General features: G+C 64.6%; 23 protein-coding genes and 4 tRNA genes. 16 read left to right on the top strand and 11 right to left on the bottom strand.

What is annotated here, in order from left to right:
• Positions 1-140: 140 nt before the first annotated feature.
• The 15 genes from H3H36_RS11755 to H3H36_RS11825 all read left to right on the top strand — a co-directional run bounded on the left by H3H36_RS11755 (position 141) and on the right by H3H36_RS11825 (position 10874).
• A complete protein-coding gene (locus H3H36_RS11755; RefSeq protein WP_182217687.1) occupies positions 141-392 on the top strand; it encodes a glutaredoxin family protein in 252 nt (83 codons plus the stop codon).
• A gap of 275 nt (positions 393-667) precedes the next feature.
• The gene (lepA, locus tag H3H36_RS11760; RefSeq protein WP_182217690.1) at positions 668-2461 is read left to right on the top strand and encodes a translation elongation factor 4; all 1794 of its coding nucleotides are present in this window, start codon (positions 668-670) and stop codon (positions 2459-2461) included.
• Entirely contained in the window at positions 2458-3375 is a 918-nt protein-coding gene (gene lepB / locus H3H36_RS11765; protein ID WP_182217692.1) for a signal peptidase I, read from the top strand. The genes lepA and lepB overlap by 4 nt, the downstream gene beginning before the upstream one ends.
• Before the next feature lie 9 nt (positions 3376-3384).
• Positions 3385-3771: a DUF4845 domain-containing protein gene (locus H3H36_RS11770; RefSeq protein ID WP_182217694.1), complete on the top strand. Its 387-nt coding sequence runs from the start codon at positions 3385-3387 to the stop codon at positions 3769-3771.
• A gap of 48 nt (positions 3772-3819) precedes the next feature.
• Positions 3820-4614: a ribonuclease III gene (rnc, locus tag H3H36_RS11775; protein ID WP_229219870.1), complete on the top strand. Its 795-nt coding sequence runs from the start codon at positions 3820-3822 to the stop codon at positions 4612-4614.
• Between the two features lie 22 nt (positions 4615-4636).
• Positions 4637-5539, top strand: coding sequence for a GTPase Era (era, locus tag H3H36_RS11780; protein WP_182159137.1), 903 nt, complete (start codon positions 4637-4639; stop codon positions 5537-5539).
• 24 nt (positions 5540-5563) lie between these two features.
• A complete protein-coding gene (gene recO / locus H3H36_RS11785; protein WP_182217698.1) occupies positions 5564-6436 on the top strand; it encodes a DNA repair protein RecO in 873 nt (290 codons plus the stop codon).
• 38 nt (positions 6437-6474) lie between these two features.
• Positions 6475-7239: a pyridoxine 5'-phosphate synthase gene (pdxJ, locus tag H3H36_RS11790; RefSeq protein WP_182217700.1), complete on the top strand. Its 765-nt coding sequence runs from the start codon at positions 6475-6477 to the stop codon at positions 7237-7239.
• Positions 7236-7631 (top strand): holo-ACP synthase, encoded by a 396-nt coding sequence (acpS, locus tag H3H36_RS11795; protein ID WP_182217702.1) that lies wholly within the window; start codon positions 7236-7238, stop codon positions 7629-7631. Before pdxJ ends, acpS begins: the two co-directional genes overlap by 4 nt.
• Before the next feature lie 14 nt (positions 7632-7645).
• Positions 7646-9508: an excinuclease ABC subunit UvrC gene (uvrC, locus tag H3H36_RS11800; RefSeq protein WP_182217704.1), complete on the top strand. Its 1863-nt coding sequence runs from the start codon at positions 7646-7648 to the stop codon at positions 9506-9508.
• Positions 9509-9660: 152 nt separating this feature from the next.
• The gene (pgsA, locus tag H3H36_RS11805; protein ID WP_182159127.1) at positions 9661-10242 is read left to right on the top strand and encodes a CDP-diacylglycerol--glycerol-3-phosphate 3-phosphatidyltransferase; all 582 of its coding nucleotides are present in this window, start codon (positions 9661-9663) and stop codon (positions 10240-10242) included.
• 125 nt (positions 10243-10367) lie between these two features.
• Positions 10368-10443, top strand: a tRNA-Gly gene (locus tag H3H36_RS11810).
• A gap of 82 nt (positions 10444-10525) precedes the next feature.
• A tRNA-Gly gene (locus H3H36_RS11815) sits at positions 10526-10601 on the top strand.
• A gap of 42 nt (positions 10602-10643) precedes the next feature.
• Positions 10644-10719: transfer RNA gene (locus H3H36_RS11820), tRNA-Gly, on the top strand.
• Positions 10720-10800: 81 nt separating this feature from the next.
• Positions 10801-10874: transfer RNA gene (locus H3H36_RS11825), tRNA-Cys, on the top strand.
• Positions 10875-11316: 442 nt separating this feature from the next.
• Here the strand turns inward: H3H36_RS11825 and H3H36_RS11830 are convergent.
• Genes H3H36_RS11830 through H3H36_RS11875 form a run of 10 tightly spaced genes read right to left on the bottom strand, consistent with a single transcriptional unit; the run spans position 11317 to position 20607 of the window.
• Positions 11317-11724: a type 2 periplasmic-binding domain-containing protein gene (locus H3H36_RS11830; protein ID WP_182217706.1), complete on the bottom strand. Its 408-nt coding sequence runs from the start codon at positions 11722-11724 to the stop codon at positions 11317-11319.
• Positions 11725-11734: 10 nt separating this feature from the next.
• Positions 11735-12943, bottom strand: a complete 1209-nt coding sequence (locus H3H36_RS11835) for a porin (RefSeq protein WP_182217708.1) — start codon at positions 12941-12943, stop codon at positions 11735-11737.
• The gene (locus H3H36_RS11840) at positions 12940-13389 is read right to left on the bottom strand and encodes a DoxX family protein (RefSeq protein ID WP_182217710.1); all 450 of its coding nucleotides are present in this window, start codon (positions 13387-13389) and stop codon (positions 12940-12942) included. Before H3H36_RS11840 ends, H3H36_RS11835 begins: the two co-directional genes overlap by 4 nt.
• Positions 13390-13436: 47 nt before the next feature.
• Positions 13437-14516 (bottom strand): 4-hydroxy-2-oxovalerate aldolase, encoded by a 1080-nt coding sequence (gene dmpG / locus H3H36_RS11845; protein ID WP_229219871.1) that lies wholly within the window; start codon positions 14514-14516, stop codon positions 13437-13439.
• The gene (locus H3H36_RS11850; protein WP_182217712.1) at positions 14513-15469 is read right to left on the bottom strand and encodes an acetaldehyde dehydrogenase (acetylating); all 957 of its coding nucleotides are present in this window, start codon (positions 15467-15469) and stop codon (positions 14513-14515) included. Before H3H36_RS11850 ends, dmpG begins: the two co-directional genes overlap by 4 nt.
• 11 nt (positions 15470-15480) lie before the next feature.
• Positions 15481-16287: a 2-keto-4-pentenoate hydratase gene (locus tag H3H36_RS11855; protein ID WP_182217715.1), complete on the bottom strand. Its 807-nt coding sequence runs from the start codon at positions 16285-16287 to the stop codon at positions 15481-15483.
• Entirely contained in the window at positions 16268-18013 is a 1746-nt protein-coding gene (mhpA, locus tag H3H36_RS11860; protein ID WP_182217717.1) for a bifunctional 3-(3-hydroxy-phenyl)propionate/3-hydroxycinnamic acid hydroxylase MhpA, read from the bottom strand. The genes H3H36_RS11855 and mhpA overlap by 20 nt, the downstream gene beginning before the upstream one ends.
• A complete protein-coding gene (locus tag H3H36_RS11865; RefSeq protein WP_182217719.1) occupies positions 18000-18998 on the bottom strand; it encodes a VOC family protein in 999 nt (332 codons plus the stop codon). The genes mhpA and H3H36_RS11865 overlap by 14 nt, the downstream gene beginning before the upstream one ends.
• Entirely contained in the window at positions 18995-19873 is an 879-nt protein-coding gene (locus H3H36_RS11870) for an alpha/beta fold hydrolase (protein WP_182217721.1), read from the bottom strand. Before H3H36_RS11870 ends, H3H36_RS11865 begins: the two co-directional genes overlap by 4 nt.
• 26 nt (positions 19874-19899) lie before the next feature.
• On the bottom strand, positions 19900-20607 hold the full coding sequence (locus H3H36_RS11875) for an OmpW/AlkL family protein (RefSeq protein ID WP_182217723.1): 708 nt from the start codon (positions 20605-20607) through the stop codon (positions 19900-19902).
• Between the two features lie 139 nt (positions 20608-20746).
• Between H3H36_RS11875 and H3H36_RS11880 the strand changes: the two genes are divergently transcribed.
• Positions 20747-21373, top strand: a complete 627-nt coding sequence (locus tag H3H36_RS11880) for a TetR/AcrR family transcriptional regulator (RefSeq protein WP_182217725.1) — start codon at positions 20747-20749, stop codon at positions 21371-21373.
• Positions 21374-21706: 333 nt separating this feature from the next.
• Here H3H36_RS11880 and H3H36_RS11885 read toward each other — a convergent pair whose 3' ends face one another.
• Positions 21707-22621: a LysR family transcriptional regulator gene (locus H3H36_RS11885; RefSeq protein WP_182217728.1), complete on the bottom strand. Its 915-nt coding sequence runs from the start codon at positions 22619-22621 to the stop codon at positions 21707-21709.
• Between the last annotated feature and the right edge of the window lie 91 nt (positions 22622-22712).

Genomic DNA, 22712 nt, shown 5'->3' on the forward strand with positions numbered 1-22712 from the left:
ACTTCGACCGGTTGGGCGTACCACGCCTGTCTTAACCTCAACTACTCGAACCGCCCGGTGCGGACCCGCATGCCGGGTGGTGTGGCAGGGGACCGGTCAGCTATGCTGGCCGCCCCTATGCCGATTTTAAATCGCCCATCATGCATTTCACATTGTATTCCCGCAGTTATTGCCACCTGTGCCAGGACATGCTGGACGCCCTGAACCTGCTGCAAACGCCGGAGCGCCCCTTCACGGTGGAAGTGATCGACGTGGACGCCGACCCGGCCCTGGTCGAGCGCTTCGACGAACTGGTGCCCGTGCTGTTCGCGGCCCTGGACCAGCCCGAGCTGTGCCACTATTTCCTCGACGCCGAGCGCGTACGCCAGGCCCTGGCCAGCGAAATTGCTTGATTACTCAACTATTTCCCACCTGTACACGTCAATTTGTGCGGCAAAATATTGACGGTTTGATATTTTGATGGCTTTGCCACGTCATAACACGGGCTTTCCACTCTGAAATCCGGTAAAATGGCGGGTTAGTGAAGTTACTGTTTTGCTGCTGTTTTGCGTTTTCGTGGTAGTCATCAAGGCGCTCGCCAGGGCATTACCGCCCCGTACGGAGCGCTTTTTTTGTATGAAGCCCGGCCGTCACCTCGTCGTTTCAATCCGTTTTTGAATATTTGTTAATGAACAACATACGCAATTTCTCCATCATCGCCCACATCGACCACGGCAAATCGACCTTGGCCGACCGCATCATCCAGTTGTGCGGCGGCTTGTCGGACCGCGAGATGGAAGCGCAAGTGCTCGATTCGATGGATCTGGAGCGCGAGCGCGGCATCACCATCAAGGCGCAGACCGCGGCCCTGCAATACAAGGCGCGCGACGGCAAAACCTACAACCTGAACCTGATCGACACCCCCGGCCACGTGGACTTTTCCTACGAGGTCAGCCGCTCGCTGTCGGCCTGCGAAGGCGCGCTGCTGGTGGTGGACGCCTCGCAGGGCGTGGAAGCGCAAACCGTGGCCAACTGCTACACGGCGCTGGACCTGGGCGTGGAAGTGGTGCCCGTGCTAAACAAGATCGACTTGCCCAACGCCGATCCGCCAACCGCCATCGCCGAGATCGAGGACGTGATCGGTATCGAGGCCGGTGACGCCGTCCACTGCTCGGCCAAGACCGGGCTGGGCGTGGAAGACGTGCTCGAATCGATCATCGCCAAGGTGCCGCCACCGAAGGGTGACAAGGATGCACCGCTGCAAGCGCTGATCATCGACTCGTGGTTCGACAACTACGTGGGCGTGGTGATGCTGGTGCGCGTGGTCAACGGCACGCTGAAGCCCAAGGATAAGATCCGCCTGATGGCCACCGACTCGGTGCAGCTGGTGGAAGACATCGGCATCTTCTCGCCCCGTTCCGTGTCGCTGCCTGAACTGTCGGCCGGCCAGGTGGGCTTCGTGATCGCCGGCATCAAGGAATTGAAAGTGGCCAAGGTGGGCGACACCATCACCCTGGCCAGCCGTCCGGCCGAGGCGCCGCTGCCCGGCTTCAAGGAAGTGCAGCCGCAAGTGTTCGCCGGCCTGTTCCCGGTCGAGGCCAACCAGTACGACGCGCTGCGCGACTCGCTGGAAAAGTTGAAGCTGAATGACGCGGCCCTGATGTACGAGCCGGAAGTGTCGCAGGCGCTGGGCTTCGGCTTCCGCTGCGGCTTCCTGGGCTTGCTGCACATGGAGATCGTGCAGGAGCGCCTGGAGCGCGAATTCGACATGGACCTGATCACCACGGCGCCGACCGTGGTGTACGAGGTCGAGATGCGCGATGGCACCGTGCTCAAGGTGGACAATCCTTCGCGCATGCCGGACCCGTCGCGGATCCAGGAAATCCGCGAGCCGATCGTGACGGTGAACCTGTACATGCCGCAGGAATACGTGGGCTCCGTGATCACGCTGTGCATCAGCAAGCGCGGCGTGCAGATGGACATGAGCTATCACGGCCGTCAGGTCAAGCTGGTCTACGAGATCCCGATGGGCGAGATCGTGCTGGACTTCTTCGACAAGCTCAAGTCCACCTCGCGCGGTTACGCGTCGATGGACTACGAGTTCAAGGAATACCGTCCGTCCGACGTGGTCAAGGTCGACATGCTGATCAACGGCGAGAAGGTCGACGCGCTGGCCATCATCGTGCACCGCTCGAACGCCGCCTACCGTGGCCGCCAGGTGGCCGCCAAGATGCGCGAGCTGATTCCGCGCCAGATGTTCGACGTGGCCATCCAGGCCGCCATCGGCGCCAACGTGATCTCGCGCGAGAACGTCAAGGCGCTGCGCAAGAACGTGCTGGCCAAGTGCTACGGCGGCGACGTGAGCCGCAAGAAGAAGCTGCTGGAGAAGCAGAAGGCAGGTAAAAAACGCATGAAGCAAGTGGGCTCGGTCGAGATTCCACAAGAGGCGTTCCTGGCAATCTTACAAGTGGAAGAGAAATGAACCTGCAACTGATTCTGGGGAATTTTGCTTTAATCCTGTTCGTCCTGATGGTGGTCACCGGCGTCATCTGGTTCCTGGACGTGTTCTACCTGGCCAAGCAGCGGCGCCTGGCGGCTGACCGCGCGCTGGCCGAGTTCGATGGCCGCAACGCCAAGCTGACGGCCGACGGCATCAAGGTCGACCGCGCCGCCAACCGCAACGCCATCGAGCACGCGCTGCTGCGCCAGCCGACGTGGATCGAATATTCGGGCAGCTTCTTCCCCGTGATCGCGCTGGTGTTCTTCCTGCGTTCGTTCCTGTATGAGCCGTTCAAGATCCCGTCGTCGTCCATGGTGCCGACGCTGCTGGTGGGCGACCTGATCCTGGTGAACAAGTACACCTACGGCATCCGCCTGCCGGTGCTGAACAAGAAGATCATCGAGATCAACAACCCGCAGCGCGGCGACGTGATGGTGTTCAAGTATCCCAAGGACATGACCCAGGATTACATCAAGCGGGTCATTGGCGTGCCCGGTGATAAAATCACGTATGAAAACAAGCGCTTAACGGTCAACGGCAAAGCCGTCTCGTACGCGCCGATGGACGATTACCTCGATGACGAGCATCTGGTGTACAACAAGCAATACCAGGAGAACCTGACGGGCGTGTCGCACCGCATCCTCAACAACGAGCAGGCGCCGACGCTGAACCTGGCCGACGTCAAGCATTTCCCGCATGACGACGCGTGCACCTACAATTATGATGGCTTCACGTGCGTGGTTCCTGAGGGTAACTACTTCATGATGGGCGATAATCGTGATAACAGCGCCGACAGCCGTTACTGGGGTTTCGTGCCGGACAAGAATATCGTGGGCAAGGCCTTCTTCGTCTGGATGAACCTGAGCAACCTGCGCCGTATCGGCGGCATACACTAAGGAGCGAGCATGGTGGGCATCAAGCATAAGCGGCAGCATGGCATTTCCCTCGTGGGCCTGATCATCACCCTGGCCGTGCTGGGCTTCCTGGGTGTGCTGGCCATGAAGATCGTGCCCACCTACACGGAATACCGGGCGATCCAGAATGCCATCATCAAGGCCAAGAGTGCCGGCTCCACCGTGCGCGAGATCCAGGCGTCGTTTGACGCCAACGCCGACGTGGGTTACATCACCTCGATCAACAGCAAGGACCTGATCATCTCGAAAGAAAACAACGAGATGGAAGTGAGCTTCGCGTACGAGAAGAAAATCCCGCTGTTCGGCCCGGCCAGCCTGCTGCTCGAATACGCCGGCACCACGGCCAAGGGCGGCGTGCCGGCCAAGGCCGATCAATAAAGCTTCAAGCATTACAAACTAATACAACCGACGATGAATCTTCAGCTCTTGCAAACCCGTTTAGGCTATACGTTCCAGGATGCTGGCCTGTTGCAGCAAGCCTTGACGCACCGTAGCCACAGCAGTTTGCATAACGAACGGCTGGAATTCCTGGGCGACTCCGTGCTCAACTGCGTGGTCGCGTCCATTTTGTACGAGCGCTACATCGCAATTGACGAGGGCGACCTGTCGCGCCTGCGCGCCAACCTGGTCAAGCAGCAATCGCTGTACGAAATCGCCCAGAAGCTGGAACTGTCGCAGTTCCTGCGCCTGGGCGAGGGCGAGTTGAAATCGGGCGGCTTCCGCCGGCCATCGATCCTGGCCGACACGCTGGAGGCGCTGCTGGGCGCCATTTTCCTCGATGGCGGTTTCAATCCCGCGCGCGACGTGATCCGCGCGTTCTACATCCCCATCCTGGACTCGGTCGACCCGCAGACGCTGGGCAAGGATGCCAAGACGCTGCTGCAGGAATTCTTGCAAAGTAAGAAGATCTCGCTGCCGCAGTACAATGTGGTGGCCACCCATGGCGCCGCGCACAGCCAGGAATTCGAGATCGAATGCCTGGTGCCCAAGCTGGGCATCCAGGTCTATGGCCGGGGCGGCAGCCGCCGCGCCGGCGAACAGGCCGCCGCCAAGCTGGCGCTGGAAGTGGCCGAGCAGGCGCTGGTGAAAACCCCGGCCGCGGCCCGCAAGGCCAAGCCGCGCGCGGCCCAGCTTAAACTGGCCGGCATCGCCACTATCCAGAGCGACGCCGCTCCGGCCCAGCCGGAGGCCACCGCCTCCGGCAAGCAGGCCAACACGTAACACCTAGACAGAATCGAGCAGCATGACTACCGCACCCACTCCCGCCCCGTTCCGTTGTGGCTACATCGCCATCGTCGGCCGCCCCAACGTGGGCAAATCGACCTTGATGAATACCCTCATCGGCGCCAAGGTCAGCATCACCTCGCGCAAGGCGCAGACCACGCGCCACCGCATCACGGGCATCCAGACGCTGGACGACGCCCAGTTCATCTACGTCGATACGCCTGGCTTCCAGACCCGCCATTCGAACGCGCTGAACAAGACGCTCAACAAGACGGTGACCAACACCCTGATCTCGTCGGACCTGATCCTGTACGTGATCGAGGCGGGCACCTTCGGCCCGGCCGACCAGGAAGTGCTGGACCTGCTGCCCAAGCAAGTGCCGACCGTGCTGGTGATTAACAAGTCGGACCGCGTCAAGGACAAGGCCGTGCTGCTGCCGTTCGCGCAGAAGGTGGCGGCCAAGCACGACTTCGCGGCCATCGTGCCCGTGTCGGCCAAGCTGCGCTTCCAGCTGGACGGCCTGCAGAACGAGATCAAGAAATTCCTGCCCGAGAACGATCCCATCTTCGGCCCGGACGACATCACGGACCGCAGCGAGAAATTCCTCGCCTCGGAGATCGTGCGCGAGAAGCTGTTCCGCTTCGTGGGCGACGAGCTGCCTTACACCAGCACCGTGCTGATCGAGAAATTCGAGCAGGAGGGCGATTTGCGCCGTGTGTTCGCCGCCATCCTGGTTGAGCGCGATACGCACAAGTCCATGATCATCGGTAACAAGGGCGCGCGCCTGAAGGAAGTGTCCACCCAGGCCCGGCTGGACATGGAAAAACTGTTCGGCGGCCCCGTGTACCTGGAAATCTGGGTCAAGGTCAAATCCGGCTGGGCCGACAACGAGGCGGGCCTGCGCGCCTACGGCTACGAGTAAGCGCCAGGGGAGCCCGACACACGCATGTCCACGCTGACAGCAGACCACGATACGGCTGAGCCCGTGTCCACCCAGGCGCCTGGCGCCGGGGCGGACACGGGCTCAGTCGCTTCAACGGCCGTCCCGCCGGCAACGGGCGCCGCCGCGCGCCGCCCGCGCCCGCCGCCCGCGCGCGAGCGCACCGTGGGCACCAAGGTGGCTGGCCAGCCGGCGTTCGTGCTGCACAGCTATCCGTACAAGGAAACCAGCCTGATCGTGGACCTGTTCACGCGCGATTATGGCCGCGTGGCCCTGATCGCCAAGGGCGCCAAGCGGCCCCATTCCCAATTGCGCGGCGTGCTGCAAACCTTCCAGCCGCTGCAGGCCGGCTGGAGCGGAAAATCCGAACTGCGCGTGCTGACCGGCGCCGAGTGGGTGGGCGGCATGCTGCCGCTGGAGAAGACGGCGCTGCTGTGCGGCTTCTACCTGAACGAATTGCTGGTCAAGCTGCTGGCCCGCGACGACGCCCATCCGGCCCTGTTCGACCATTACGTGGCCACGCTCAACCAGCTGGCCCACGACGAACCGGCGCCCATCGTGCTGCGCAAGTTCGAGCTGGCCCTGCTCAAGGAAACGGGCGTGGCGGCCGACCTTACGCGCTGCACGGCCACCCGTGAAGCCATCGTGGCCGACCGTCTGTACGTGGTGGACCCGGAGCGGGGGCCGCGCCCGGAGCGTGCCAGCGACACTTGGCCGCGCGTGGCCGGCAAGACCCTGCTCGACATGGAGCGCGAGGATTACAGCGACCCGGCCACCCAGGCCCAGAGCAAGCAGCTGATGCGCTTCCTGCTGGCGCACCACCTGGGCGGCGCGCCGCTCAACACCCGCCAGATCCTGATCGACCTGATGCAGCTTTGAACAGATAACCCAAATAACCTGATAAACGGTATAAATCAATGAGCTTCCTCCAGCCTGCCGGCCCCGTCATCGACCTGGGCGTCAATATCGACCACGTGGCCACGCTGCGCAACGCGCGCGGCACCAGCTATCCCGATCCCATCCGCGCCGCGCTGCTGGCCGAGCAGGCCGGCGCCGACTGCATCACGCTGCACCTGCGCGAGGACCGCCGCCACATCAAGGATGCCGACGTGATCGCGCTGGCCCCCCAACTGCTCACGCGCATGAACCTGGAGGCGGCCGTGACTCAGGAAATGATTGATTTCGCCTGCCGCATCAAGCCGGCCGACGTGTGCCTGGTGCCGGAAAAGCGCACCGAAGTGACCACCGAAGGGGGCCTCGATGTCGTCACCCATTTCAATGCCGTGCAGGCGGCCGTGCGCCAGTTGCAGGGCGAGGGCATCCGCGTGAGCCTGTTCATCGACGCCGACGAGGCGCAGATCGCCGCCGCCGCCGAGATCGGCGCGCCCGTGATCGAACTGCACACGGGCCGCTATGCGGACACGGAAGGCGCCGGACAGGCGGCGGAACTGGAACGTATCAAGGCTGGCGTGCTGTTCGGCGTGGGGCGCGGGCTGAAGGTCAACGCCGGCCACGGCCTGCATTACACCAACGTGCAAGCCATCGCCGCCATTCCCGCCATCGCTGAACTCAATATCGGCCACGCCATCGTGGCGCACGCCGTGTTCGCGGGCTGGGAGAACGCCGTGCGCGAAATGAAGGCCATCATGGTCTCCACGCGGCTGGGGCAGGGCGCACAATGATCTACGGGATCGGCACCGACATCTGCCGCATCCCGCGTATCGCCGCCGCGCTGGAACGGCACGGCGACCGCTTCGCGCAAAAGATACTTGGACCGCAGGAGATGGAGAAATACCACGCCCGCAAGGCCAAGCATGAGGCGCGCGGCATCCGTTTCGTCGCCACCCGCTTCGCGGCCAAGGAAGCGTTTTCCAAGGCCATCGGCCTCGGCTTGCGCATGCCGATGACGTGGCCGGCGGCCCAGATGCTCAATGACGCCAGCGGCAAGCCCACCATCGTGTGCAGCGGCGTGCTGGCGCAGTTCATGCAGGACAAGGGCTTGACGGCGCAGGTGAGCATCAGCGACGAGGAGGAATACGCCGTCGCTTTCGTCATCGTCGAACAAGCCAGCTGACACAGGTAACAGGAATGGATGAAGTGAACGAGGGCGCGCCCGATCCGCGCGCGCAGGTGCTGGCCACGGTGGCCAAGCTGCCCAACCTGCCGGGCGTGTACCGCTATTTCGACGCGGCCGACAACGTGCTCTACGTGGGCAAGGCGCGCGACCTGAAGAAGCGCGTGTCGAGCTACTTCCTGAAGAACCTGTCCAGCCCCCGCATCGCCATGATGGTGGAGCGCATCGCGCGGCTGGAAACGACGGTCACGCACAGCGAGGCCGAAGCGCTGATCCTGGAAAATAACCTGATCAAGACGCTGCACCCGCGCTTCAACATCCTGTTCCGCGACGATAAGTCCTATCCCTACCTGAAGATCACAGCCGGCGACGCGCCGCGCATGGTCTACTACCGCGGCGCGGTGGACAAGAAGAACCAGTATTTCGGGCCGTTCCCCAGTTCCTGGGCCGTCAAGGAATCGATGCAGATCCTGCAGAAGGTGTTCCGCATCCGCACCTGCGAGGACAGCGTGTACGCCAACCGCACGCGCCCCTGTTTGCTGCACCAGATCGGCCGCTGCAGCGCGCCCTGCGTGGACCTGGTGAGCAAGGAAGACTACCAGGCCGACGTGGCCAACGCGGCCCGGTTCCTGCGCGGGCGCCAGAGCGAAGTGATGGACGAGTTGGAAAAGAAGATGCACGCTTACGCGGCCGACCTGAAATTCGAACAGGCCGCCGTGGTGCGCAACCAGATCTCGTCGCTGTCGCGCGTGCTGCACCAGCAAAGCATGGAGACGACGGGTGACGCCGACGTCGACATCCTGGCCGTGCTGGTGCAGGGCGGGCGCGCCTGCGTCAACCTGGCCATGGTGCGCGGCGGCCGCCACCTGGGCGACCGCGCCTATTTCCCGACCCAGGTGGGGGATGCGGCCGCCATCGCGGAAGAATCGATCGAAGTGGAAGTGCTGAGCGCCTTCCTGGTCCAGCACTACACGGAAAAATTCATCCCCGGCACGCTGATCCTGAACATCGAATTTGACCAGCCAGCGTTGATGCTGGCCTTGCAGGAGCAGTGCGGCCACCGCATCCACCTCGTGTTCCAGCCGCAGGACCAGCGCCGCAAGTGGCTGGAACTGGCGCAGAAGGGCGCCGAGATTTCGCTGGCGCGGCTGCTGTCGGAGCAGGGCTCGCAGCAGTCGCGCACGCGCGCGCTGGTCGATGCGCTGGGACTGGAACCCGAGGATATCGACACGCTGCGGGTGGAGTGCTTCGACATCAGCCACACCCAGGGCGAGGCCACGCAGGCGTCATGCGTGGTGTTCCATCACCACCAGATGCAGAACGGCGAGTACCGTCGCTACAACATCAACGACATCACGCCCGGCGACGATTATGCTGCGATGCGGCAGGTGCTGATGCGCCGCTACGAAAAGGTGGCCAACGGCGACGGCGTGATGCCGGACGTGGTGCTGATCGACGGCGGCAAGGGCCAGATCGAAATGGCACGCCAGGTGTTCGCCGAACTGGGGCTGGACATCAGCCTGATCGTCGGCGTGGCCAAGGGGGAAGGGCGGCGCGTGGGCCTGGAGACGCTGATGTTCGTGGACGGCCGGCCATCACAGGAGTTGGGCAAGGAATCGGCGGCCCTGATGCTGGTGGCGCAGATCCGCGACGAGGCGCACCGCTTCGCCATCACCGGCATGCGCGCCAAGCGCGCCAAGGCGCGCCAGACCTCGCGCCTGGAGGAGATCGAAGGCATCGGCGTCAAGCGGCGCCAGAAGCTGCTGGCCCGCTTCGGCGGCCTGCGCGGCGTGATCGACGCCAGCGTGCAGGATCTGATGCAGGTCGAGGGCATTTCCAGCGCGCTGGCCGAGGAAATCTACCGCCAGCTGCATTGATCGTCCGCGTTGTGTTGCGCCGCAGCGGTCATGCACTGCCGTCCTGGCGTGGCGCGGCTGCCGCCTGGCGCAGCCCGCGCTGGTTTAAAGTGCGCCCGCAAGGTAGACTAGCGGCGATATCAGTTTTTATAGTTGCAACATCACTTGACTCTATGCCTTTCAATATACCGATCCTGCTGACCTGGCTGCGCGTGGCGCTGATCCCGCTGGTCGTTGGCGTGTTCTACCTGCCCACACACTGGCTGCCGCTGGCCGACCGCAACCTGTCGGCCACCCTGGTCTTCATCATCGCCGCCGTCACCGACTGGTTCGACGGCTTCCTGGCGCGGCGCTGGAACCAGACCTCGGCCTTCGGTGCCTTCCTCGATCCGGTGGCCGACAAGCTGATGGTGGCGGGGGCCTTGCTGGTGCTGGTGCAGCTGGATAGGGTCAACGCGGTGCTGGCCTTCATCATCATCGGCCGCGAGATCGCCATTTCCGCGCTGCGCGAATGGATGGCGCAGATCGGGGCTTCGAAATCGGTGGCCGTGAGCTCGCTGGGCAAGATCAAGACGGCGGCCCAGATGACGGCCATTCCCATGCTGCTGTTCCATGACATCCTGCTGGGCGCCGTCGATACCCAGGTGTGGGGCGAGCGCCTGCTGCTGGTGGCCTGCGTGCTGACCGTGTGGTCGATGTTCTACTACCTGCGTCTGGCCTGGCCCATGATCAAGGAGCGTGCCGGTACGATCTGACGGCGGCCTTGGTATAAACAATTTTCACTATTTCCTTGTTGAAAAGGTTTTTACCATTGACAGTCCGGATAGTTCCTCTATAATGCTGGCCTGTTGTTGATGACGACGACGCGCTGAAAAGCACTGCGGGAGTAGCTCAGTTGGTAGAGCGCAACCTTGCCAAGGTTGAGGTCGAGAGTTCGAGACTCTTCTCCCGCTCCAGTTTTTCAGAATTGTATGAAGTCAGCGACAATAAGTTGCACTGGAAATACAAGCAGCAAGCTGCTACAATGTTGGACCAAATGCGGGAGTAGCTCAGTTGGTAGAGCGCAACCTTGCCAAGGTTGAGGTCGAGAGTTCGAGACTCTTCTCCCGCTCCATTCGGTTCAAATGGCAACGGCAGTAACAGTAACAACTCCTACGCGGGAGTAGCTCAGTTGGTAGAGCGCAACCTTGCCAAGGTTGAGGTCGAGAGTTCGAGACTCTTCTCCCGCTCCAGAATTCTCGCAGCAAGCAGCGCGCTTGCTGCGGCAAGAAAGCACCACCGCAGCTGTGCGGTAGTGCCCAGCAAGACCCTCTGGCGAGGTAGCAAAGAGGTTATGCAGCGGCCTGCAAAGCCGTCTAGGTCGGTTCGATTCCGATCCTCGCCTCCAGAACATCAAGGGTTTGCTGCCGTGTGCGGCAAATCGAATCAAGAGAAATCGCCGCTTAGCCGGCGATTTTTCGTTTCTGCATTGATCTTCTTCAGTGGCGGAGCCTCGTTTCGGTGCGTGCTGGTTCATCTTTGACGTTGGTTCGGTTCACGTCAAGGTCAGCCTTAGCGATTGAAACAACGATCCGGCACGTCTGTGCCAGCGATTATCGCAAGCTAGTAGCGCTGTTCAGTATGAAGGCATCCATATCGCGCAAGGCGAACTGATATTGAAGTCTTTGACAGTTGGCGTGCTTCACTAGCGGCTGGCGTCTCAACTGCTCGGCGTGATCATCCTCGCCGTTCGCGAATTGGGCCCTATGGCCGATAGAAGGCATCATTGCATATCATTCTTGAAAGCCCGCGGCCCCGAAACGGGGCGCGGGCACGGGGAACGCCAGCCTTTACGGCAGGGTCAGGATGACCTTGATAGTATCGTCCACTGCCGACTTGTCAATGTAACCGATTGCCTTGGGATCGGCAGCGACGGCTTTCTTGACCTCGGCGTTCGAGGCGCATTCCCTGGGCGGGGTGGCTTTGCCGGTAAACACCAGCTTGGACCAGATGGCCTTGACCTGGGCCGGATCCTTGTCGGCCGCCTTGTGGTAGAAGTCGGCGCGGATGGCCGACCCTTCGGCCTGGTCGATCGGCGTGAACATGGCCGATTTGCCGAGGAAGAACTGGGACGCCTGTTCCGAGAACATACGGGTGGCCGGGTTCTGCTTGTTCACGATGACGACCGTTTCGGCGCCGGCCGACAGGGCGGCGGCGGACAGGGCGCACAGCAGCGAGGCTTGGATCATCAGTTTCATGTCATCTTCCTCAGAATACGAAATCGAGCGAAGCGGCTGCCACGGTGACCGTATCCTTCCGGCCGCCCACTGGCCCATTGATCAGCAGGCCGCCCTTGGCCTTGGGCTTGACGCGGTCGACCTGGATTTTCAAGTCCACGTTCTTGGCGAAGTCCCAGCGCACACCGACCAGGTCGGTGCTCTGCTCGGCAGCCTGCATCAGGCTGTGTACGCCGGCCGACAGCGCGCCAGTCGTGGGGAAGCCGGCCGGCAGCGTGACAGACTGTGCATGCTGAGTGACGGTGGCATGGCTGTAGTACGGCAGCACCTTGCCAACGCGGTAGCCGACCATCGTGTACCAGGTATTGACGTCCGGGATGTAGACCGGGCCCTTGGCGCGGCGCATGCCATATTCGGCCAGGCCCACGATGTTGTTCCAGTCCAGCGTGGCACCCAGTTCCGTGAAGGTCACTTTCTTGGTGGTGTTGACGCCCAGGTCATCGGCTAGCGCAGGGTAGCCGGCCGCGCGCAGCGTCGCTTGCAGGCTGTTGAGCGGGGCCACGTCGTTGCTGTTCAGCTTAGCTTCGAGGTGGGCGATGCGCAGCATGGCGGGGCCGTGTTCCACCGCCAGGCTTAGGCCCACCACGGGCGCGCGGTAGGTCGCCACTGAGGTGCCTTCGTTCAATACCAGCTTGCCGCGGCTGACGCCGGCGATGCCCTGGGCCATGAAGTTGGTGCCGCCGATGGCGTGCTGGTAATTGAAGTCGACGCCATCGGCGTTCTCGATCGGATCCTGGGCGTACATTTCCACCGGCGGGCGCATCATCGTGTTGGCATAGCCTACGTTCTGGTAGTCCGAGATGAGAAAGGTGGGCAGCACGACGCGGCCCACACGCACATTCATTTCATCGTTGATCTTGTACTTCAGGAAGGCCCAGGTCAGGTCGGTGGTGAAGACGGTGCTGGTGTTCTTGCGGGTCAGCACCTGCACCGTGCCCGACAACTCGTCGTTGACCTTGTAGCTGGCCTGCAGACCCAGGTTGGTGTCGAGACCAATCCTGGCCTTGTCCTTGACCCCTTCGGCCTGGTTATAGCGGGTGAACTCCACCTTGTCGGTATCCGTCCTGGCCACGCCCAGGGTGGCGAAGCCGCCGATGGTGAGGTTGTCGTCGTCCAGTGCGCCCGCGTGGGCGCTGCCAAATGCTGCGCAAACTGCACTTGCAAGTATGAGTTTTTTCATAGTCCTCTCTTATTGTCCCTGTTGTTAGGAATATATGTTCCGGTGCGCATCGCCGTTCTTGCGGCACGCTTGCGCGCATCGATACTGATAGCGCCTGCCCCGGCCACGGCCAGGGACAGAAAGCCGCCAGCCATTGCGAGGTTCTTCATGAACATGGCCAGCTGCAGCGCATCCGCAAAATTGTCGTGAAACAGAACCGCGGAGACGACACAGAACATCGCCAGACAGAGCGCGGCCCAGCACGTGGCTGCACCCAGCAGGATGGCCAGTCCGCCGCCCAGTTCCAGGGCGATCACTGCCGGCAGCAGCGACCCGGTCACCCCGGCCGACTGCATCAGGTTGACGGTGGCGGCGTAACGGCCCATCTTGTCGATGCCGGCGCCAATGAAGATCAGCGCCATCAGGATGCGCGACACGAGCAGAATAGTGTTGCGATGCTTTTCCATGGGGTGGGACTCCGTCGTCAGGTGGTGTATTGGTCGGCTGGCCTTATTCATCGGGAGGTCTGCGCCTGCGTGCTGGCGTCGCGCGCCTTGAGGAGATCCAGCGCGACATCGACGATCATGTCTTCCTGCCCGCCGACCATGCGCCGGCGGCCCAGCTCGACCAGGATGTCGACGGCGCGCAAGCCATAGCGGGCGGCCGCCGCCTCGCTGTGGCGCAGGAAGCTGCTGTAGACGCCCGCGTAGCCGAGCGCCAGCGTCTCGCGGTCGACCCGCACCGGGCGGTCCTGCAGGGGGCGCACCAGGTCGTCGGCCGCGTCCATCAGGGCGAACAGGTCGCAGCCATGGTGCCACCCGAGACGGTCGGCCGCCGCGATAAATGCCTCGAGCGGGGCGTTGCCCGCGCCCGCGCCCATGCCGGCCAGACTGGCGTCGACCCGGTCGCCGCCTTCCTCGATGGTGACGATGCTGTTGGCCACCCCCAGGCTCAGGTTGTGGTGGGCGTGGATGCCGATTGCGGTGTCGGCGCGCAGCGCCTGTTTCAGCGCCCGCACCCGGGCGCGCACGTCGCTCATGCCGAGCGCGCCGCCGGAATCGACCACGTAGCAGCAGGTGGCGCCGTAGCGCTCCATCTTCTGCGCCTGCTCGGCCAGCGCCTCGGGTTCGATCATGTGGCTCATCATGAGGAAGCCGACCGCCTCCATCCCCAGTTCACGCGCGTATTCAATATGCTGGCGGGCGATATCGGCCTCGGTGCAATGGGTAGCCACCCGGACGATGCGCGCGCCGGCGTCATAAGCGGCGCGCAGGTCGTGGCTGGTGCCTATGCCCGGCAGCAGCAGGGTGGCAACCCTGGCGCGGCCGACCTGCTCGGCGACGGCGGCTATCCACTCGACGTCGGTGTGTGCCCCGAAGCCGTAATTGAAGCTGCCGCCCTGCAAACCGTCGCCATGGGCCACTTCGATGGAGTCGACTCCGGCAGCGTCGAGCGCGCGCGCGATGGCGCGCACCTGCGCCAGGCTGTACTGGTGGCGCACGGCATGGCTGCCGTCGCGCAGCGTGACGTCGGAGATGTAGATTTTCTTACGGCCCGCTTCCTGGTTCACTTTCTGGTTCATTTGCTGGTTCATACTGTTGGCTTCCGTTCGAGCATGGCGCTGGCCATGGATTCACCCATGCGCATCGCCGCGCTGGTCATGATGTCAAGGTTGCCGGCGTAGGCGGGCAGGTAATGGGCCGCGCCTTCGACCTCGATGAAGACCGAGGTCTTGAGGCCGTCCGCGAAGGTGCCGACGCCGGGGATATGGATAGGATGGTTGGCCGTGACCGGCTCGAACTGCACCCGCTGCTTGAGGCGGTAGCCCGGCACGTAGGCGCGCACCGCCGCCACCATGGCCTCGATGGACGCCTCGACCCGCTGCTGGTCGGCCGCATCGCTCAACACGTAGACAGTGTCGCGCATCATCAGCGGCGGCTCGGCCGGGTTGAGGATGATGATGGCCTTGCCCTTGGCCGCGCCGCCCACCGCTTCGATGGCGCGGCTGGTGGTCTCGGTGAATTCGTCGATGTTGGCGCGCGTGCCCGGGCCGGCACTGCGGCTGGCGATGCTGGCCACGATCTCGGCGTAGCGCACCCGCGCCACCTGGCCCACTGCCGCGACGATGGGAATGGTGGCCTGGCCGCCGCAGGTGACCATGTTGACGTTGTTTTGATCGGCGCAGGCGCCGCCGTTGACGACCGGGATGCAATAGGGACCGATCGCCGCCGGCGTCAGGTCGATATGGCGGATCCCCGGCCTGGCCTTGCGCAGCAGGGCGTCGTTGTCGATGTGGGCGGCGGCGCTGGTGGCGTCGAACACGATGTCGATCTGGTCGAACACCGGCATGCGCATCAGTCCCGCCACGCCCTCGTGGGTGGTGGCCACCCCCAGGCGCGCGGCGCGGGCCAGGCCGTCCGAGCCGGCGTCGATGCCGACCATGGCCGCCACCTCGAGCGCGTCGCCATGGCGCAGCAGCTTGATCATGAGGTCGGTGCCGATGTTGCCGCTGCCGACGATGGCTGCCTTGATTCTTTTCCGTTCCAAGTCCGTTCTCCTTAAGCCGACATGCGGCAGCCGACGCCGCCCAGGGCGCCGATGTGTACTTCGATCTGGTCCCCGGCGCCCACCGGCACCATGGGGCCGAGCGCGCCGGAGAGGATGACTTCGCCGGCCCGCAGGGTGTGCTCGCGGGCCAGCATTTCGCACACCACCCAGTAGGCGGCGCGCAGCGGGTGGTCGAGGCAGGCGGCGCCGCCGCCCACCGAGGCCACGCCGCCGTTGAGGGTGAGCTGCATGCCGAGCGCGCCCAGCGACACGGCGCCGACGGCCACCGGCTGGTCGCCCAGCACATACAGGCCGCAGGAGGCGTTGTCGGCCACCGTGTCGGCCAGTGCGATGTTCCAGTCCGCGATGGCGCTGTCGACGATCTCGATGGCCGGGAGGGCGTAGGCCAGCGCGCCCAGGAATTCGCCCCAGCTCGGCCTGGCCCCCTGCAGGTCGCGGCCCAGCACGAAGGCCACCTCGGCCTCCGCCTTGGGCTGCAGCAGGCGCGCCATCGGCACTTCGCTGCGGTTGAGCAGTTCCATGTCGTCGAACAGGATGCCGAAGTCGGGCTGGTCGACCCCCAGCTGGCGCTGCACGGCGCGCGCCGTCAGGCCCACTTTGCGCCCGATCACGCGCCGCCCCTCGGCCAGCCGCGCGGCGGTGTTGATCCGGGCCACGGCGTACGCCTCGTCCAGCCTTTCGATGCCATGGGTGGCGGAAATGGGCGCGATCGTGCGATGTTGTGCGCGGGCAGCCCTGAGGGCAAGCGCGGCGGCCTCGATGGCCTCGCCGCGCGCGCTACTGGTATGCATAGTCATGTTGCTTTCCTTGTCTGGATGATGGGGGATGGATGGGTGATAGTCCTAATTCGCGCATGATGGCGGCGGTGGCCGCGGGCATCTCGCCGGCCGCCGCCTGGCCGCAGACGAAGCGGTCCGGGCGCACCATGGTCACGCTGCCCTGGCCAAAGCCGGTGGCGCGCAGCCACGCCAGCAGCTGGCCGTCCAGGTCCTCTACCTCCAGCAGGCCGGCCGGTGTCTGGCGCGCCACGCTGCCCTGCGGCTTGGCGCCGAGCGGATAGACGGCCATGAAGCGCGTGTCCAGGCGCTGCCACTGGGCCAGCTGGGCCTCGTCGAGCGACTGGCGCGGATCGACGCCGACGCCGATGAGCGCGAAGCCGGCGCCGAGGAAATCGTCGAGCCGGTGGCGCTTGCCGTCCGGTCCGCGCACGTCCGGCTGCGGCAGCATGCGCCCGGAGCCGCCGCGCCAGCCGCGCGCCAGCCCGAAGTGCTGGCCGGCCACGTAGCGCGCCTGCGGGATGAAGCGCGCCTCGGTGATGTAGTCGCGCAGGCCGGGCGTGGCCATGGCCAGGCGGGTGAGGCCGTTGCGCAGCATGGTGGCCAGCGGATGGACCATCGAGACATAGTCCTTCATGCGCACGCCTTCGCGCGTCATGGCCGCCGCGTGCGGCTGGCGCTCGCGCTGGTAGGTGTCGAGCAGGCTGTCGGCCGCGACGCCCTTGATGACGGCATCGAGCTTCCATCCCAGGTTGAAGGCGTCGCGCACGCCGGCGTTCATGCCTTGGCCGATGAACTGCGGCGTCATGTGGGCGGCGTCGCCGGCCAGCAGCACGCGGCCCGCGCGCCAACGCTCGGCCATCAGCGCATTGAAGGTGTACACCAGCACGCGCAGCACCTCGAACTTGTCGACGTCGATCCAGCGCGACAGGTACTGGCGCACCGTGGCCGGGTCTTCCATGTATTCGCGGCTCTGGCCGGGCATGAGCATGAATTCGAAGCGATGGTGGCCATCCGGCTGCAGACAGCTCACGGTGGGACAGGCCGGGTCGCAAACGAAGCTGAAGTTGGGCAGGTGGCGCAGGCCGTCCGACGGGTCCTTGAGGCGGATGTCCACCACCAGCCACGGGTTGGGGAAGTTCTTGCCCTGCATGCCGATGCCCAGCTGGGTGCGCACCACGCTGCGCCCGCCGTCGCAACCGACCAGGTAGCGCCCGCGCACGCTCACGCCATCGCGCACCGCGTCGGCGGGCGGCGCCGCGTCGACCTTGTTGCGCTGGTAGCCGGTGGCCAGGGACGGCATGTGGCGCACCGTCACGCCGTCGGCGTCCTGCTCGAAATGGCACACCTCGCGCCCGCGCAGCACGCGCACGTTGGGGTAGGCCGCCAGGCCGTCGGCCAGCGCCGTCTCGAGCTTGGGCTGGTAGAAGAAGTTGTGGGTCGGCCAGCCGTAGGGGCGCTTGGCCGTCTTCAGTTGCAGCAGCACGCGGCCGTCCGGCAGCAGCATCTGCACGGCGGCGTCCTGGATCATGTCCTGCGCCAGCCGTTCGGCCATGTCGATGGACTGGAACAGGCGCATGCATTCGCCGTCCGTGTAGACGGCGCGGGCGTTGCCATAGAAGGCGGGCTCGCGTTCCAGCACCAGCACCTGCAGGCCGCGCCGGCCAAGGACGTGGGCCAGGGACAGGCCGGTGGGGCCGAGGCCGCAAATGACGACGTCGACCGGGGTGTCGTTATGGATGTTCATGGATGGCTCTTGTGTTCAGTGTCTGTTCGGTGCGCGTCATCGACAGCAGGGCGCGGCCGACGCGGCGCAGCTTGTTGGCGCGGGTCAGGTTTTCCGGGAAGTGTCCCCAGCGGCTGATGCCCTGGTAGACGGTGGTGGTCCAGGGCTGGTCCTGCGGCACCAGGCATGGCCGCCACCCCAGTTCCATCTCGAAGCCCGATGGCGTGACCACGTAGAACGACAGTTCGCGGTCGTTGGGGTGCTGGCCGATGCTGTTGGCGATCTCGAAGCCCAGCTGGCGGCAACGCAGCAGCGCGTCGGCCACGTCGTCGAATTCGGCCGCCTGCAGGTTGAGGTGGTGGATGCGGGTGCGGATCGGGTCCATGCGCGGCTTGCGGGTGGATGCGATGGCGACCGAGTGGTGGCGCTCGTTCAGGTGCAGGAAGGTGAAATCCATCTGCACGCCATCCAGCTTGTCCTCGATGTAGTCCGAGACGCGGGCGTCGAAGATGTCCTGCCAGAAGGCCAGCGCGGCTTCCGGTTCGCGGGTGGTGATGGCCACGTGGCCCATGCCGCTGGCGCCGGTGACGAAGCCGCCGCCGCGCACGCGCGGCGCCGACGGCGGTGTGCGGGCATGCACGAACAGCTCGATGGGCTGCCCTTTGGGCCCGGTGAAGCGCACGAAGCGCAGCACGCCGCGCAGGATGGCGTCGGCCTCGCTGCCGGTGTGCAGGGCGATGCCGCACAGTGCCAGGCGGCGTTCGATCTCGGCCAGCGCCGCCTCGTCGTCGACTTGCCAGCCCAGCGCCTGCACGTCCTCGGCCGGGCCGCGGGTGACGATCAGGCGCCGCAGGTGGGCATCAATGCGGAAGCCGAGGGCGTGCTCGCCCAGGCGCTCGGCCTGCATGCCCAGGCCCTCCGCGCCGAAGCGTTCCCACTGGTCGAGCTTTTCCGACTCGACCAGCACATAGCCGAGCCGTACCCGGCCAAACAGACTGGTTTTCATGCCGCCACTCCCTGGCAACGGGCATGCCGCAGAAAGAGACTGACCACGGCGTTGAACTCGGCCGCCCGTTCCCATTGCACCCAGTGGCCGGTGCGGCTGAACAGGTATTGGTCGCAATAAGGCATGGCCTGCTGCAGCAGGGCGCCGCCGCTGGCGGGGTTGACCTTGTCCTCCGTGCCCCACAGCACCAGCGTGGGCACCGGGCACTTGGCCAGGCGCGGATCGAGCAGGAAGTCGACCTTGGCGGGGTCCTCGATCGGCCCGATCAGGGGCGGGTTGGCCAGCACGTCGGGGTCGATGCTGGCCTGATAGCGCTGCTCGACCACGGATTCGGGCACGCCGCTGGCGTCGTACACCAGGTCGCCCTGCACGAAGGCGCGCAGCTTGTCCATGGTGGGGCCTTCGCCGGCGTAGTAGCCGAGCAGGCGTTTCAGGCCGGGCGTCGGTTCGGCGCGGCTCATGTTGATGCCGCCAGGGCCCATCAGCACCAGCCGCTCGAGCCGTTGCGGCTGGTCCAGCGCCATGCGCAGGGCGCAGGCGCCGCCCAGCGAGTTGCCGACCACGCTGACGCGCTCGATGTCGAGCGCGTCGAGCAGGCCGAACATGGCCGTGGCCAGGTCGCCGAAAGGATCGCCGCGGTCGAGCCCCTTGGTGGAGGCGCCGTAGCCGGGCATGTCCGGCACGATGACGCGGAAGTGGGCGGCCAGCGCCTGCACGTTGGCGGCGTAGTTGGGCATGCCTGAGGCGCCCGGGCCGCCGCCATGCAGCATCAGGACCACGGGGCCCTGTCCCAGCTCGGTGTAGGCGATCTGGCGATGGCCCACGGTGACGCTGGCGCTATGGGGGGCGTGGTGTTGGGGGGCGAGGTTGTTCATGGTCTCGTTTTCCTATGGGTTGAGTGTTAGAAGCGGCGCGCGATGGCGAGCGCGAACAGGTTCGGATTGATCCTCAAATCCTGGGTGCGCGTGATCGGGCCGAAGCCGGGCGTGTCGGAGGTGAGAGTGGCGCTGGTGCGGATGCCGTAGCGCTGGACGACGACGTCGGCGAACCAGTGCGCGTCGAGCGCGATTTCCGCGCCGATCTTGAAGACCGCGCCCGCTCCGCTGGAGAGCTTGCCCGAGGTGGCACTGGCATGGACGGCGGCGTTGTACGCATCCGAGATGCGGGCGTCGCGGAACCAGGTGTAGTTGACGCCGGCGCCGACGTAGGGGCGGATGGCCGCCTTCGGGCCGGCCAGCGCGTAGGCCAGCACCACGGCCGGGTAGTAGACCCTGGCGCGGCCCACCTCGCCCAGGCCGGCCGCGGCGCCGGCGCCGTAGACCTTGACGGTGGGCGGCAGGCCGGCGGCCAGTTCGAGTGACCAGTCCGGGCTCAGGCGGCGGCCGTAGATCAGGCCCAGCGCCGTGGTCGGGCCGGCGTCGCTCTTGATGCCAGGCGGGGTGGTGCCGGGCGGGCCGTTCAAGTCGCCCGATGCGGTGGCCGGGTGCACGCTGGCCAGGGCCACCTTGGCGTAGTTGTTGAGCGCTTCCTCGTCGGCATGGGCGGGCGCGGCCAGTGCGGCCAACAGCCCGATGGCGAGGGCAAATGATTGTGCGGCGGGGGTGGGCATGGTGTCTCCGTTATGGTTTTTGAATTGATCAATGCAGATCATTTTTGAACATCTGTGTTCAATCGTAGATTTCAAGACTTGCACTGTCAAGCCCTTTTTTGTACACTTGTGTTCAATTTATGATAGATCGGATATGACGATGCGCCCTCCCGCCGAACGGCTGAACCCAGCCCGCCAACGTATTTACGCGGCGGCCTTGCGCCTGTTCGCGGAGAAAGGCGCAACCCAGATCGGGGTGAGCGAGCTGGCCGCGGCGGCCGGTGTGGCGCGCGGCACGATCTACAACAACCTCAACGATGCCGACGTGCTGTTCGAGGAAGTGGCCAGGCAACTGATCGATGAGATGACGGAACGGCTGATGCAATGCTTCGCCGGGATGGAGGACCCGGCCGTCCGGATGGCGATCGGTGTGCGCCACTACGTGCGGCGCACCCATGAGGAGCCGGACTGGGCGCGCTTCATCACCCGTTTCGCGTTCAGCAACCGCGCCATGCAAGGCCTGTGGCTGGCGGGACCGGGCGAAAACCTGGGGCAGGGGTTGGCCGCTGGCCGTTATCGGGTGGCGGAAAGCCAGCTGCGCATCGTGCTGGGCATGGTGACGGGCGGAGTGATTACCGCCATGGCCACCGTGCTCGATGGCGAGGCGGTGTGGCGCAAGGCGGGCAGCGATTGTGCCGAGTTGGTGCTGGTCGCGCTGGGCATCGAGCCGGACGAGGCCCGCCAGCTGGCCAGTATGGAATTGCCGCCGCTGCCTGCGCTAGCGTAAGGGCAGGCGGTGTCGGTGGCCACGGCTTCGGCCGAAGCGCGAACCGCGCTGCCGCTGCGCCCCGCCTTTTATCGCGGCAGAGATTCGTTGGCCCAGCCGAAATCGTGCAAGCGCGCATGGCGGTTTTTTGGCGGGCTAAAAAAGCGCTTTCGGAATGCGATAGGTGCCAGCTTTTGGCTGGAATACCGCATTTCTACCAAATCCTTCATAATGGCCCGGACTCTCGCAGCGTGCTGAAGGAAGTTGGCTTGCCGTTTTATCTTCGTATGAGTGGTCGGGCGAAACTTCGACGAATCGTGGCATCTGATCCTGCGGACTGCGCCCGTGCTTTCTTTACAATCGCCCGCGCTGCCCATACATGCGGCACTCCGCGGCCAGGGCCAGCAGGTTGGGTGCGCGCTCGCGGTTGCGCGGCAGTAGCAAGGTGATGCGCTGGTGCGAAACGTAGCGTGCGTCCAGTGGTATCAGCTGGATGCGGGCGCTGAATTCGGCCACGCGTCCAGGTAACAGGCTGTAGCCGATGCCGCCGCTGACCAGGTTAATCAGCGAGAAGATGTCGCCCACCTGCATGACGGTCTCGGGCACGAAGCCGGCCTGGCGGAAGGCTTGCTGGAAGCTGGCCGAAGTCACGAAACCTTCGCCCAGGGTGATGAATTTTTCGTCGCGCATGGCTTGCAGGTCCACTTGCGTCAGGCCGGCATAGGGCGAGCCTAGCGGCGCCGCCAACTGCACTTCATCGTCGAACAGCGGCACCGACACCAGCTCCTTGTCGTCGATCGGGCCCTGCACCCCAATCACGATGGCGTCGAGCTTGCCGTCGGCCAGTTTGCGCAGCAGTTCCTCGTTCGAGCCCAGCGTCAGGTCCACCTGCAGCTCAGGCTTGCGCAGCTTGAGCGCGACCAGCAGCTGCGGAATGCAACGCAAGGTCAGCGAATACAGCGAACCTATCCGCATGCGGCCGGCGTCGAAGCCGGCCAGTTCGCGCACCTTGCGCACACCGTCCTCGCACTCGCCGACGGCGCGCTGGGCATGCTTGGCGAAGGCATAAGCGCTCGGCAGCGCGATCAGGTTGCGGCCTTCGCGCTTGAACAGCGGGCAGCGCAGGCCATCCTCCAGCGTGTGCAGCGCGCGATGCACGCTGACCGTGCTCTGGCCGAGTTCCTCTGACACGCGCGCCAGGCTGCCCAGTCGCATGAACGCCAGGAATACTTCCAGCTTCTTGAAGGTGATTTCTTCATCGATGGCCATGCTGCGATTGTAGCGGAATGTTTAACCTCAGAGTAAACGTTGAACGGTCATGCTGATTGTTCTGCTTGCTATTTCTCCCTATTCTGGTTTG

Source organism: Rugamonas fusca (assembly GCF_014042365.1).
Lineage (GTDB): Bacteria > Pseudomonadota > Gammaproteobacteria > Burkholderiales > Burkholderiaceae_D > Rugamonas > Rugamonas fusca.

Coding starts and splice junctions, on each gene's coding strand:
- H3H36_RS11755 (WP_182217687.1), top strand. CDS start 141: ATGCATTTCACATTGTATTCCCGCAGTTATTGCCACCTGTGCCAGGAC.
- lepA (WP_182217690.1), top strand. CDS start 668: ATGAACAACATACGCAATTTCTCCATCATCGCCCACATCGACCACGGC.
- lepB (WP_182217692.1), top strand. CDS start 2,458: ATGAACCTGCAACTGATTCTGGGGAATTTTGCTTTAATCCTGTTCGTC.
- H3H36_RS11770 (WP_182217694.1), top strand. CDS start 3,385: ATGGTGGGCATCAAGCATAAGCGGCAGCATGGCATTTCCCTCGTGGGC.
- era (WP_182159137.1), top strand. CDS start 4,637: ATGACTACCGCACCCACTCCCGCCCCGTTCCGTTGTGGCTACATCGCC.
- recO (WP_182217698.1), top strand. CDS start 5,564: ATGTCCACGCTGACAGCAGACCACGATACGGCTGAGCCCGTGTCCACC.
- pdxJ (WP_182217700.1), top strand. CDS start 6,475: ATGAGCTTCCTCCAGCCTGCCGGCCCCGTCATCGACCTGGGCGTCAAT.
- acpS (WP_182217702.1), top strand. CDS start 7,236: ATGATCTACGGGATCGGCACCGACATCTGCCGCATCCCGCGTATCGCC.
- uvrC (WP_182217704.1), top strand. CDS start 7,646: ATGGATGAAGTGAACGAGGGCGCGCCCGATCCGCGCGCGCAGGTGCTG.
- pgsA (WP_182159127.1), top strand. CDS start 9,661: ATGCCTTTCAATATACCGATCCTGCTGACCTGGCTGCGCGTGGCGCTG.
- H3H36_RS11830 (WP_182217706.1), bottom strand. CDS start 11,724: ATGAAACTGATGATCCAAGCCTCGCTGCTGTGCGCCCTGTCCGCCGCC.
- H3H36_RS11835 (WP_182217708.1), bottom strand. CDS start 12,943: ATGAAAAAACTCATACTTGCAAGTGCAGTTTGCGCAGCATTTGGCAGC.
- H3H36_RS11840 (WP_182217710.1), bottom strand. CDS start 13,389: ATGGAAAAGCATCGCAACACTATTCTGCTCGTGTCGCGCATCCTGATG.
- dmpG (WP_229219871.1), bottom strand. CDS start 14,516: ATGAACCAGCAAATGAACCAGAAAGTGAACCAGGAAGCGGGCCGTAAG.
- H3H36_RS11855 (WP_182217715.1), bottom strand. CDS start 16,287: ATGACTATGCATACCAGTAGCGCGCGCGGCGAGGCCATCGAGGCCGCC.
- mhpA (WP_182217717.1), bottom strand. CDS start 18,013: ATGAACATCCATAACGACACCCCGGTCGACGTCGTCATTTGCGGCCTC.
- H3H36_RS11865 (WP_182217719.1), bottom strand. CDS start 18,998: ATGAAAACCAGTCTGTTTGGCCGGGTACGGCTCGGCTATGTGCTGGTC.
- H3H36_RS11870 (WP_182217721.1), bottom strand. CDS start 19,873: ATGAACAACCTCGCCCCCCAACACCACGCCCCCCATAGCGCCAGCGTC.
- H3H36_RS11875 (WP_182217723.1), bottom strand. CDS start 20,607: ATGCCCACCCCCGCCGCACAATCATTTGCCCTCGCCATCGGGCTGTTG.
- H3H36_RS11880 (WP_182217725.1), top strand. CDS start 20,747: ATGCGCCCTCCCGCCGAACGGCTGAACCCAGCCCGCCAACGTATTTAC.
- H3H36_RS11885 (WP_182217728.1), bottom strand. CDS start 22,621: ATGGCCATCGATGAAGAAATCACCTTCAAGAAGCTGGAAGTATTCCTG.